The following is an 11,742-nucleotide window of genomic DNA, read 5'->3' as shown; positions in this document are numbered from 1 at the left end:
GACGCGGACGTAGTCCACGTCGGTGGGCTGGGCGGGGGAGCCGTGCCATCGCTCGCCCGGCGGGACCGCCGCGCCGTCGTACAGGGCGGAGGAGTGGCCGAGCTGGGCGCCGTCGCCCATCGTCGTGCCGATCTCCAGGACGGTCTTCTCGCCGACGTACACCTCGCTGCCGAGCGTCACCCGGCCGGTGCGGATGCGTCCGGCACGGGCCTGGTAACAGAGGTAGAAGGCGTCCTTGCGGATCACCGAACCGGCGCCGACGGTCAGCAGGTCGGTGCAGACCGGCACCGAGTGGGACAGGATCGTGACGCCCCTGCCGATCCTGGCGCCGAGGGCGCGCAGGTAGAGGACGTACAGCGGGCTGCCGGTGAACAGGATCATCGGGCTGGCGTGCAGCAGCGCCTTCACCGTCCAGAAACGCACGTAGGCGAGGCTCCAGACCGGGAAATCGGTCTCCTTCCACCGCCCCACCAGCAGCCATTTGGCGGCTATCGGCAGCAGACACGCTCCCGCGAACACCGCCGCGCCGAACACCAGGGAGCGGACATAGACGTCCACCACCCCGTCCACGGCGGAGATCCACTCGTAGCCCCGGCCCAGGACCACCCCGGCGAGCAGGCAGTACCCGGCGAAGAACAGGAACTGCAGGGTGCCGCACAGGAGGTAGCGCGGAGTGCTGCCGGGCAGCGGCACCTCGGCTTCCGCTTCGGCATCGGCATCGGCGAGGGCGGGTGCGGGCACCGTGTCGAGGGCCGCCGCGAGCCTGCGGATCGTGGGATGGCCGTACACGTCCTTCATCGACACCGACGGCAGGTCCGGCCGTTTGCGGACCCGGGCGCAGAAGTGCGCCATGACCAGCGAGTTGGCTCCGAGATCGTCGAAGAAGTGACTGTCGACGGGGATGTGTTCCCTGCGCACGACACCCGCCAGCACCTCGGCCAGGACGTTTTCGGTGACGGTCTCGACTTTTCCCACCACGAGCGCTCCTTACGGTTTTACATGCCTTACGCCTTTTGCGGCTCGCTCGGTTCCCATGGGAATTCCTCGGAGAGGAGTACGGTGTCGTCCCGCCGGCCGTTCACGACTGGGTCCGAATTGGTGCGGAAGTGAAATGAGTGGTCAGGTGAAAGGAACGAGTTTTGTTCGTGACCACTGATGTCCCCCGTGTCGTGTGCGCCTGAGCCGTCCTCGGCATGCACAACGAATACGGTCCGAATTGTTTCGGAAAGTTCATGCACGCTTCAAGAGGATTCGGGTCATTGGCGATTTCCGGACCCGGTGGAAACGTCGATCAACGGGGCGACGTGTGCGGTTTACAAAGACGGCGGAATGATGGGGGAGCAATCCGGCCAACGCGGACATGACAGATAAAGGGTGATCTGTCGCCGGTCCGTTTCCGGCGTGTTGCCGGTGCGAACCCCGGGACCAGGGGATGAGTGGACCCGCGCACGGCGGATACCGTTAGGTCGTGCAGCCAGCAAGTGAACCTTCCGAGCGGCCCTCCGGCCGCCTCCACCGGGCGCGTGCCCTCTACCGGAACGTCTCCAAGCGCCGGACCGCCTGGCTGCTGCTCAAGGACACCGTCAACTCCTGCATGGAGTACCGCATCCTGGGCCTCGCGGCCGAGGCCGCGTTCTTCACGCTGCTGTCCGTGCCGCCGCTGCTGCTCAGCCTCATCGGCCTGCTCGGCTACGTCGACGACTGGACCGGCACCGACACCATCAGCAGCCTCCAGAGCAACATCCTGGACGCCTCCCGCACCGTGCTCTCCGACAAGGGCGTCACCGAGATCGCCCAGCCGATCCTGCACGACGTGGTCAGGGGCGGCCGCCCCGACGTCATCTCGGTCGGTTTCCTCTTCGCCCTGTGGTCGGGGTCGCGCGCGGTGAACGTCTTCATCGACACCATCACCGTGATGTACGGCCTCGACGGGGTGCGCGGCATCGTCAAGACCCGGGTGATGTCGTTCCTGCTGTTCATCGTGGGCCTGGTCATCGGCTCGATCGCGCTGCCGCTGATGGTGGCGGGCCCCGACGCCGTCGTCCGCATCGTGCCCTGGTCGGAGACGCTGGTGCAGGTCCTGTACTGGCCCGTCGTCATCGTCCTGTCGATCGTTTTCCTCACCACGCTCTACCACGTGTCCGTGCCCGTGCGCTCGCCCTGGATCGAGGACGTGCCCGGCTCCCTGGTGGCCCTGGCCATGTGGGTGCTGGGCAGTTTCCTGCTGCGCATCTACATCACGCACACCATCGAGGGAGCCACCATCTACGGCTCCCTGGCCGCGTCCGTCGCCGTACTGCTGTGGATCGGTGTGGGCGCCTTCGCGGTGCTCGTCGGGGCCGCGGTCAACGCGGCGATCGACCGGGTCTGGCCGGCCGCCGCGACGGCCGCGGCCCGCGCCGCCAACGAACGCCTGCGCGAGGCGCAGCTGGCCGAGCACGTGGCCCGTACGGCCGCGGGCCTGGAGAGCGACCCCGACGACCCCGACATGCCCTCGGAGTTCCCCGAGCGCTGGTCGCGGTTCCTGCCGCCGGAGGACGTCACCTCACGCCTGCGCACCCACGTCAAGAGCACCCACCCGCCGCACAAGCCCGAAGGGTCCTGACCGCTCACACCTTCCAGGTGCCCGCCGCCGCTGCCTCCCCGGCGAAGTCCGCGAAATCGCGCGGCTCGCGCCCCAGCACCCGCTGGACCCCGTCCGACAGATACGCGTTCCGCCCGTCCAGCAGCGACTCGAACAGCTCGACCAGGAACTCGGCCTCCTCCGGCGGAACCCCGAACCCGGCCAGACGCGCGCCGTACACCCGCGCCGGCACCGCCCGGTACGACAGCTCACGCCCCGCCGCCCGCGCGACCTCCGCCACCGCCTCCCCGAAGGTCAGCAGCCGCGGCCCGGACACGGCCAGGGCCTGTCCCACGTACCGCTCACCCGCCGTCAGCGCCGCCACCACCACCTCCGCGACATCGCGCACGTCCACGAACGGCTCACGCACCGCACCCCCCGGAAAGACCAGCTCCCCGCTCTGCCGCAGCTCCTCCGCCAGCGGCCCCTCGCTGAAGTTCTGCGCGAACCACGCGGCCCGTACGACCGTCCAGTCCGCGCCCGACTCGCGCAGCGCCTCCTCGGTGGGCCGCGCCCGCTCCTCGCCCCGCGCCGACAGCAGCACCAGCCTGCGCACACCGAGCCCGACCGCCTCGTGCGCGAACAGCCCGACGCTGCGCGCGGCCTCGGGTGAACCGACGTCGGTCGGACAGACGAGATACGCCGCGTCCGCGCCCCGCAGCGTGTCCGCCCACGTCGACCGCTCCGTCCAGTCGAACCCCTGCGCCCGTGAGGCCGCCCGCACGGTCAGCCCGGCGGACAGCGCGGCCTCGGCCACGCGCCGTCCCGTACGACCGGAGGCACCGGTCACCACAACCGTCGTGTTCCGCGTGTTCTGTGTCATGGCAGCCAGTGAACTGCCCAGCCCGACGAGCGACCATCGCTGAACGGCTCATTCCCATGTGCCCGCGTCTACGCTGACCGCATGGACGCTCTCGCCGGCCTGCTGGAGGGCCCACGCGCGCGTGGCGCCTTCATGATCCGTGCCTGTTTCGACCCGCCGTGGGCCGTGCGCGTCGAGGACCGCGCCCCGCTCACGGTGATGCTGATGGTCCGCGGCGACGCCTGGATCACACCCGAGGAAGGCGATCCGGTACGGCTGCGGGCGGGCGACCTCGCCATCGCCCGCGGACCGGACCCGTACGTCTGCGGCGACGACCCCGCCACGCAGCCGCAGGCGCTGATCCTGCCGGGCGCCGAGTGCGTCTATCCCGACGGGCGGCCGCTGAACGGCTCGATGGACCTGGGCGTGCGCACCTGGGGCGACCGCCCCGACGGGTCGGCGGTGATGCTGATCGGGACGTACCTGATGCGCGGCGAGATCAGCGGACGCCTGCTCGCCGCACTGCCGCCGCTGCTGTCGCTCCCCGCCGACGTGTGGGAGTGCCCGCTGACGCCGCTGCTGATGCAGGAGGTCGTACGGGACGAGCCGGGGCAGGAGGTGGTCCTGGACCGTCTGCTCGACCTGCTGGTCATCGCCGCGCTCCGCGCCTGGTTCTCCCGGCCGGACGCCCAGGCCCCCGCCTGGTACCGGGCGCTGGCGGACCCGGTGGTCGGACGGGTGCTGCGACTCGTGCAGGACGATCCCGCCCATCCGTGGACGGTGGCCTCGCTGGCGGCGAAGGCCGGGGTGTCGCGGGCGGGGCTCGCCCGGCGGTTCAGCGAGTTGGTGGGGGAGCCGGTGATGGCCCACCTCACGGGCTGGCGGCTCGCCCTGGCGGCGGACGCGCTGCGCGACGGCGACGGGACGCTGGAGGCGATCGCCCGGCGGGTGGGCTACGGCAGCGCGTTCGCCTTGTCCAGCGCGTTCAAGAGGGTTTACGGGGTGAGCCCGGCGGAGTTCCGGCAAAGGGTTTCCCCTTAGAGGCGCGGACCGCGGGCGCGTAGGCTGATCCCCGTGTACCGGGAGAGGTCGTCTTCGCTCAGTGGAGCGGTTCTCTGGACGAATACCCCGTCCGAGGCCGGCGTGGGACGCGTGCTGCCCGACGGATGCATGGATCTGCTCTGGCACGAGGGACGGCTATGGGTCGCGGGGCCGGATACCCGCGCCTATGTCGCCGAGGGTTCCGCCGGAATATGGTCGGGAATCCGTTTCTACCCCGGCACCGCACCGGCTCTACTCGGCGTACCCGCGCATGAATTGCGCGACCGGCGCGTTGAACTCGCCGATCTGCGCCCCCTTTCCGAGGTTCGTCGGATCACCGCCCGGGTCAATGCGGCCGGTGATCCCGAAATAGGTCTCGAAAAACTCGCCCTGCGCATGGCGGCGGACAAAGAACCGCCCGATCCGCTGCTACGGCACCTCGTCGTCGCCCTCGACGCGGGACGACCGGTGGCTGCCGTCGCCGATGAACTCGGCTTCGGAGTACGACAGTTGCATCGACGGGCGCTGTCCGCCTTCGGTTACGGACCCAAGACCCTCGGGCGGGTGCTGCGCCTGCAGCGGGCCCTGAAGCTCGCCCGGCGAGGCGTGCCGTTCGCGGAGACGGCCGCACTCGCCGGGTTCGCGGACCAGGCCCATCTGGCGCGGGACGTACGGGAGTTGGCGGGGCTGCCGCTCGGTGAGCTACTGGGGTAGAGCGGCGAACAGGTCGACGCCGTTTCCGTCCGGGTCGTGGACGACCGCGTACCGCATGCCCCAGAAGGCGTCCCACGGCTTGAGTTCGCCGTGATGACCCGCGCCGACGAGGTCCTCGTACACGGCGTCCACCTCGGCCGGTGACCCGCACCGGAAGGCGAGCGAGATCCGGCCGCCGCCGCTGGGCGGCCGCCATCCGGCGTGGAAGGAGCGGATGGTCTCCTCGGTGTCCAGGGCGAGGGTCAGCCCACCGGGCAGCTCGGCCTCGACATGGGGCTGCTGCTCGGCACCCTCCGGGAAGACGAGGCCGAGGCGACGGTAGAAGGCGAGCGAGGCCGCCATGTCGGAGGCGACGACGCCGATCACGGCGAAATGTGGAGTCATGGGGCCACCGTAGGCAGGGGGGACGCCGATGGTCTTGAAGGAATCGGACATCGTGGGCCGGGTCGCAGGTTACTGGTCGGCGGCTCACGGCTCACGGCTCACGGCTCACGGCTCACGCGAACGTGACCGGGCCGAGGGGCGTGTCCACCGTGAAGGTGATGCCCAACGGGCCGCGCGTCAAGGTGAGTTCGGTGTTCAGCGCGGAGAGCAGCGGGCGGATCTCGTCCGGGTCGGGGGCACTGGCGGACAGCTCCAGCAGGGGAGTCGTGGGCAGGTCCGTTGCGGTCGGGTGGACGGACGACCCCCAGTCGATCAGGAACGGCACCAGACCTGAGGGGTGCTGGGTGTCGCCGTCGGTCAGGCGCCACCGCACCAGGGTGCCGTCGGGGCGGCGACGGCTCATCGGGCGGATGTCGCCGGGGTCGTAGCCCCGGGCCCGGGCCGCGGCCACCGCCGCGTCCAGGTCGGGCGGGCTGATGGCCCAGGTCACCGTCCGGGCCGAGGCCAGCTCGTCGACCGCGAACGGGCGGGGGCCCTCCGGCCGCATCTGCTCGGGATCCGGGCCGATGATCTCCAGATAGCGCGAACCACCCAACGCCACAAGGTGGTTGCGGGTGCCCAGCCCGACGTGCGCGCCGCCGGGAGCGGGCTCCACACCGGTGCGCTCGGTGAAGTCGGCGACGGTCGCCGCCAGATCGGGGGTCGCGAGGACGAGGTGGTCCAGATGTGCGGGGATGGCGTTCATCGCAGCCGACACTACGCAGCACCGGCTCCGCTGTGGAACACCTGTGCGGCAGGATGGGGGCATGATCCGTGCCTGGCGCACCGTGCGCGTCCTGCCGCCGCTGCTGTTGTTGCCCGCGCTGCTGCTGACCGGCTGCGGCACCGAGAAGGCGTCGGCCGGCACCGGACCCGGCGGCGGCACCTCGACCGCGGCCGCCGACCCGGCCGAACTCGCCTCCCGGGCCCAGGCGTTGGGCATCGCCCCGGAACTCGTCTACGTCACCGAGTCCCCCGGCTACACCCTCGCCCAGCAGTCCGTGGGCGTGTCCGGCGACGACGGCTTCTCCGCCACCTACTGGTCGGAGCGGACCGCCAGCCAGATCGAACTCCGCGTCGACCGGGTCACGTTCACCGCCGACACCTGTGCCGAGCAGCCCGTCGGCGGCAGTGACGCGTCCGCAGGCCGCACGAAGTGCACACCCGACGGCGACGACTGGTACCGCACCGCCGGGACCTGGCACGGCTACGCGGTGCCGAAGCAGGGTTACACCATTCTGCTCAGCGGCTCCGGCGTACCGCGCGAGACCCTGCGCAAGGCCGCCCTCGCCGTCCACCGGCCCTCCGCCGCCGAACTCGACGGTCTGCTGCCGCCCGCCCCCGCACCCGGGGCGACCTCCCCGGCGCCGGTCAGACGTGGCGACCTGCCGCCGAACGGCGATGGAGCACCCGACAACAGCGTTCCCTGCGAAGGCTGTTGATCAGTCGTCGTAGGTGAGGTTGCCGTCCTCGTCCATCGTCGGATGCATCTTCATGGGACCGTACTCGTCCACATCCGAAGGGCGCGGCGGCTCCGGGCCGTCCGGTCCCATCCGCAGCAGGCGCTCGATGCGGCAGATCCTGAAGAGCCGGTCGTCGACGAGGAACTCGTCGGCGCGGCCGAGGGCCCGGAACTCCTCGGCCGCCTCGGCGTAGCGGGCCTTCTTGGCCTCGTCGAACCCGAACAGCAGCGCCCAGGTCTCGGCCATGCCGTCGTAGAGCATCCGCCGGGCGGCGTGGGGGGTGCTCAGGAGCGTGCCGCGCGGCTGCCACCCGCCGTCGGCGTCCCGCTCGACCACACCGAAGCCCGTGGGCAGCAGCACCAGGTCGGGGTGGGTGGTCACGGACCGCTCGGAGTCCGTGATCACCTCGCCGGGGAACCGGTCGCCGGCGTAGACGAAGTTCCGCAGCCCCAGCCTCAGCGCACCGGCGGCCGGGCCGTCGGCGCGCTCCGGGTCGAGCACGAACCCGACCTCCCGCGACGAGGTGTCCCGCCCCTCACGCCCCCAGGACCGCACCAGCGGCTCGCGGTCGGTGGGCCGCGGCGGTTCCAGCCCCTCGTCACCGGCCCGGGTGAACTCGTCCCCGCGCACCACGCGGTAGCCGACCCCGCACACCTCGATCTCGTTCACCGACTCCCGCGTCAACACGTCGACCGCGGCCAGCAGTTCACGGCGCTCGACGCGGTCGTCGGTTTCGTCCTTGGCGCGGAAGAAGAGATACGACTGCAGCCCGTCCCGCGCCACCTGCGGCATCCCGTCCACCACCGGCTTCAGCACCCGCCACTCGGGTCCGGCCGCCGGATCCCGCACCGCCACCCCGAACACCGGTCCGCGCAGGGCGAAGTGCGGATACCGCAGCGAGGCCTCCATCGCGTCGTGCTCCCGCACCCAGGCCGCGGGATCGTCACGACGGACCAGTTCGTCATGGAGCGCGTCGATCTGTTGCCGCCAGTCGTCATTCATGCACGCATTGTCGCGGGGGCGGGTCCCGGCCGGAGGACGAAACGGCCCAACTGGTCGCTTTGTTGCGCGGGTTCACCGGTCGTGCAGGAGAATCGCGCGTCCATTCCGCTCACCGACATGGAAACCCCCCTGTGCCATGGCACCGTGCCACCGCGCAACCCCCCGCGGCTAGGCTCGGATGCCATGATTCCCCGACTCCTCGTGTATACGCGCACCACCGCCTACCGCCACGACTCCATCCCCGCCGCCGTCGCCGCCGTACGCGCGCTGGGGGACTTCGACGTCGCCCATGGCGAGGACCCGGCGGCCCTCGAGGAGCCCCTGGACCGGTACGCGGCCGTCGTCTTCCTCTCCACCAGCGGTGAGGTGCTCACCCCGGCGGGACGGGAGCGGCTCGCGGCGTACGTGGAGGCGGGCGGTGGATTCGTCGGGGTGCACGCCGCGGCCTGCACGGAGTACGAATGGCCCTATTACGGCTCGCTGTTGGGCGCCCGGTTCGACCGGCACCCGGAGTACCAGCCGGGAAAGGCCGTCGTCGAGGACCGCGATCATCCCGCCACCCGACACCTGCCGGCCGTATGGGAGTTCGCCGACGAGTGGTACGACTTCCGCGCCAGTCCCCGCGGTTCGGCACGCATCCTCGTCCGCGCCGACGAGTCGTCGTACCACGGCGGTGGCATGGGCGACGACCATCCGCTGGCCTGGTGCCGTGAGCAGGGCGCCGGGCGGGTCTTCTACACGGCACTGGGTCATGCCGCGGAGGCATACGACGACACCGGTTTCCGCGCCCATCTGCTGGGCGGCATCGAGTGGGCGGCGCGGCGGGCCTAGCAGCGCCGGGCTCGCCCATCGCAACTCCTGCGGGTTGCCGCCGTGCGCCGTGCGCTCCCCGTGCACGGCGGCCCCCGCGAGCCTCCGGCGCGCGTCAGCCGAACATGCCGGGCTCGTAGTCGCCGGCCGGCTGCTGGACGATGACGTTCAGCCGGTTGTAGGCGTTGATGAGGGCGATGACCGACACCAGGGCGGCCAGCTGGTCCTCGTCATAGTGCTTGGCGGCGTTCGCCCAGGCCTCGTCCGTGACCCCGCCCGCCGCGTCCGCGATCCGGGTGCCCTGTTCCACGAGTTCCAGGGCGGCGCGCTCGGCCTCGGTGAAGACCTTCGCCTCCCGCCAGACCGCCACCAGGTGGAGGCGCTGCGCGGTCTCACCCGCCGCGGCCGCGTCCTTGGAGTGCATGTCGGTGCAGAACGCGCAGCCGTTGATCTGGCTGGCGCGCAGCTTGACCAGCTCCTGGGTCGCGGCCGGCAGGGTCGACTCCGACAGCGCCTTGCCTGCCGCGTTCAGACTCCTGAGGACCTTGCCGGCGACCGGGTCGTTGAACAGGCTCTGCAGGTTCAGGCGAGCTTCCACGATGAACTCCCTCTGCCGTTTCGGTGGTTACACCTCCTTGACGGTGCCGGGCGGCTCGGTGTGACAGCGGGGAGTGTGACGTGCGTCTCTCGCTCGGAGGACGGTGCTATGCGCTTCCTGCCCTAGGTTCACCGGGTGAGCACGGGAAGAGGCGGGACTTCGCAAGGCCTCTATGGCCCCGGACTTTCGAAACTTCGAACGTGACGGCGGCCCCTGCGGCGCTGCCCGGCAGCCGCCGAACAGCGCTCTCCGCCGGAATATCACCGCATTCTGTGGTGCTCTGTTGTTACCGGTGCAGTAGCGCGGTGAGGAGGCTGGTGGGCACATGACGGCAGCAGTCCAGGAACATCCCGTGGTCAGCACTCCCTACGGAGCGGTCCGCGGCCGGTACGAGCACGGGATCGCGGTGTTCCGCGGCATCCCCTACGCCGCGCCGCCCTTCGGCCCGCACCGGTTCCGGCCACCCGTCCCGCCCGAGCCGTGGGACGGGGTGCGGGACGCAGGCGCCTTCGGGCCGACCCCGCCGAAACCGCCGTACTCCGAGGCCTTCGAGAAGTACCTGTCCGACCCCGTCGTGCCGGGCGACGACTGCCTCAACCTCAACGTGTGGACCCCCGAGCCGGGCCCGGCTGCCCGGCTCCCGGTGCTGGTGTGGCTGCACGGCGGCGCTCTGACCAGGGGTTCCTCGGCCGTGCCGGTCTATGACGGCCGTACTTTCGCACGCGACGGCGTCGTCCTGGTCTCGGTGAACTACCGACTGGGAGTCGAGGGCTACGGCCTGTTCCCGGACACCCCCGCCAACCCCGGCCTGCGCGACCAGCTCGCCGCCCTCAGGTGGGTGCACGAGTCGATCGCGGCCTTCGGCGGCGACCCCGACCGCATCACCCTGGCCGGCCAGTCCGCGGGGGCGATCAGCATCGGCGCCCTTCTCGCCGCCCCGCAGGCGCAGGGGCTGGTACGCCGGGCGGTCCTGCAGAGCGGGCCGCCGGAGGCGTTCGAGCGGGACAAGGTACGGCGGATGGTGCGCCGCATGGCCACCCGGCTGAAGATCCCCGCCACCGCGGCCGCCTTCGCCGAGGTCGACCGTGACCTGCTGCTGCGCACCCAGGCCGAGGTCGGCAAACTGAGCAGTCCGGTGCTCGGCGGCCCCTCCTTCGGCATCGTCGTCGACGGCGACCTCGTACCCCGCGACCCCCTGGAGGCACTCGTCGACGGCGGCGCGGCACGAGGCGTCGACCTGATGCTGGGCTGGACCAGCGAGGAGTACCGCCTCTGGCTCGTCCCCGGCGGGCTGCTGGAACGCGTCGACCGGCTCGGCGCCGTCGCCCTCGCCGGCGCCATGGCCCGCTGCCACTGCGGCACCGAGGTGCCCCGCGGCTACCGGGCCCTGCACCCGGAGGCCGGCACCGCCGAGACAGTCGGCCAGATCGTCACCGACCACCTGCTGCGCATCCCGATGCACCACCTGGCCGACGCCCGCTCCGAGGCGTCGTACGTGTACGAGTTCGCCTGGCCCTCCAACCTCCCCGGCCTCGGTTCCTGCCACGCGCTGGAGCTCGGTTTCGTCTTCGACAGCGGCGAGGTGCCCGAATCGCGCAAGCTGGCGGGCGAGGGCGCGCCGCAGGAACTGGCCGACGCGATGCACGGCGCGTGGGTGCGCTTCGCCACGGACGGCGACCCGGGCTGGCAGCGCTGGGACGCCACCCATCCGGTACGGATCTTCGACGCGGGCGAGCCGCGCACCACCCTCGGCCCACGCGACGCCGAGCTCGCCCTGTGGGCGGCCGCCGAGCCCGCACCCCCGGAGCCGGTGACCGCGGGCGCGTCCGACGGCGCACCCCTGCGCACCGTGGAACTGCGCTCGGCGGTCCGCCGCCTGCGCCGCTCGGCCGCCTCACGGCGCCACTGACACGTCGGCCTGGTCCGGGGGCGCCGCGAGACCGTTTCAGCGCGCGGCCGGAGCTACGGCGGTAGGGCGCGCTGCGGCGGTAGGGCGCGCTATGGCGCTGCGGTGCGCACCGGACGCAGACGTGGGCGGCGCCCGGCGCACTCGCAGGCGCCCCCTGGATCACGCCCCGGCGCCGCAACGGGCCAGGCGGTGCCACCGAGTCCCGTACGACGACGTACGTGCCCGGCTACAGATGCTCGTCGGCGCCGCTCAACGCCCCGGCGATCCCGGCGATGGCCTCCGGCCCCACCCGGCAGCACCCGCCGATCAACCGTGCCCCGGACGCCCGCCACCCCGCGACCTGCTCCGGTGCGAAGG

General features: G+C 71.6%; 13 protein-coding genes. 6 read left to right on the top strand and 7 right to left on the bottom strand.

What is annotated here, in order from left to right:
- Positions 1-975, bottom strand: a 975-nt coding sequence (locus tag GRC12_RS35050; protein ID WP_308286708.1) for a phosphopantetheine-binding protein, incomplete at its 3' end; no start/stop codon positions are given.
- A gap of 493 nt (positions 976-1,468) precedes the next feature.
- Here GRC12_RS35050 and GRC12_RS35045 point away from each other — a divergent pair.
- A complete protein-coding gene (locus GRC12_RS35045) occupies positions 1,469-2,605 on the top strand; it encodes a YihY/virulence factor BrkB family protein (RefSeq protein ID WP_133041666.1) in 1,137 nt (378 codons plus the stop codon).
- Positions 2,606-2,609: 4 nt separating this feature from the next.
- On the opposite strand, the gene GRC12_RS35040 is transcribed toward GRC12_RS35045, so the two are convergent.
- Positions 2,610-3,446 carry an NmrA family NAD(P)-binding protein gene (locus GRC12_RS35040; RefSeq protein ID WP_208783987.1) on the bottom strand — a complete coding sequence of 279 codons (837 nt, stop codon included), beginning with the start codon at positions 3,444-3,446 and terminating at the stop codon, positions 2,610-2,612.
- A gap of 81 nt (positions 3,447-3,527) precedes the next feature.
- On the opposite strand from GRC12_RS35040, the gene GRC12_RS35035 reads away from it, so the two are divergent.
- Positions 3,528-4,466 (top strand): AraC family transcriptional regulator, encoded by a 939-nt coding sequence (locus tag GRC12_RS35035; protein ID WP_208783986.1) that lies wholly within the window; start codon positions 3,528-3,530, stop codon positions 4,464-4,466.
- 33 nt (positions 4,467-4,499) lie between these two features.
- Complete coding sequence (locus GRC12_RS35030) at positions 4,500-5,180, top strand: helix-turn-helix domain-containing protein (protein ID WP_208783985.1); 681 nt, start codon at positions 4,500-4,502, stop codon at positions 5,178-5,180.
- On the opposite strand, the gene GRC12_RS35025 is transcribed toward GRC12_RS35030, so the two are convergent.
- Positions 5,169-5,564 carry a VOC family protein gene (locus GRC12_RS35025; protein ID WP_208783984.1) on the bottom strand — a complete coding sequence of 132 codons (396 nt, stop codon included), beginning with the start codon at positions 5,562-5,564 and terminating at the stop codon, positions 5,169-5,171. The two genes, GRC12_RS35030 and GRC12_RS35025, sit on opposite strands and share 12 nt — an antisense overlap.
- A gap of 112 nt (positions 5,565-5,676) precedes the next feature.
- A complete protein-coding gene (locus GRC12_RS35020) occupies positions 5,677-6,309 on the bottom strand; it encodes a VOC family protein (RefSeq protein WP_208783983.1) in 633 nt (210 codons plus the stop codon).
- 61 nt (positions 6,310-6,370) lie between these two features.
- On the opposite strand from GRC12_RS35020, the gene GRC12_RS35015 reads away from it, so the two are divergent.
- The gene (locus tag GRC12_RS35015; protein ID WP_208783981.1) at positions 6,371-7,045 is read left to right on the top strand and encodes a hypothetical protein; all 675 of its coding nucleotides are present in this window, start codon (positions 6,371-6,373) and stop codon (positions 7,043-7,045) included.
- On the opposite strand, the gene GRC12_RS35010 is transcribed toward GRC12_RS35015, so the two are convergent.
- The gene (locus GRC12_RS35010; RefSeq protein ID WP_208783978.1) at positions 7,046-8,068 is read right to left on the bottom strand and encodes a DUF5954 family protein; all 1,023 of its coding nucleotides are present in this window, start codon (positions 8,066-8,068) and stop codon (positions 7,046-7,048) included.
- Positions 8,069-8,251: 183 nt separating this feature from the next.
- Here GRC12_RS35010 and GRC12_RS35005 point away from each other — a divergent pair, with 183 nt between their 5' ends.
- Positions 8,252-8,899 (top strand): ThuA domain-containing protein, encoded by a 648-nt coding sequence (locus GRC12_RS35005; RefSeq protein ID WP_208783976.1) that lies wholly within the window; start codon positions 8,252-8,254, stop codon positions 8,897-8,899.
- Positions 8,900-8,993: 94 nt separating this feature from the next.
- Here the strand turns inward: GRC12_RS35005 and GRC12_RS35000 are convergent, their stop codons facing one another.
- Positions 8,994-9,476: a carboxymuconolactone decarboxylase family protein gene (locus tag GRC12_RS35000; protein ID WP_208783973.1), complete on the bottom strand. Its 483-nt coding sequence runs from the start codon at positions 9,474-9,476 to the stop codon at positions 8,994-8,996.
- A gap of 325 nt (positions 9,477-9,801) precedes the next feature.
- Between GRC12_RS35000 and GRC12_RS34995 the strand changes: the two genes are divergently transcribed.
- On the top strand, positions 9,802-11,385 hold the full coding sequence (locus tag GRC12_RS34995; protein WP_208783971.1) for a carboxylesterase/lipase family protein: 1,584 nt from the start codon (positions 9,802-9,804) through the stop codon (positions 11,383-11,385).
- Positions 11,386-11,611: 226 nt separating this feature from the next.
- Here GRC12_RS34995 and GRC12_RS34990 read toward each other — a convergent pair.
- Positions 11,612-11,742: homocysteine S-methyltransferase family protein (locus GRC12_RS34990; RefSeq protein ID WP_208783988.1), on the bottom strand; the 131-nt coding region annotated here is incomplete at its 5' end.

This window comes from Streptomyces griseorubiginosus (genome assembly GCF_017614965.1).
In the GTDB taxonomy this organism is placed as follows: domain Bacteria; phylum Actinomycetota; class Actinomycetes; order Streptomycetales; family Streptomycetaceae; genus Streptomyces; species Streptomyces griseorubiginosus_B.
Note: the sequence above shows the minus strand (reverse complement) of the source record. Positions and strands in the feature narration are given on the sequence as shown.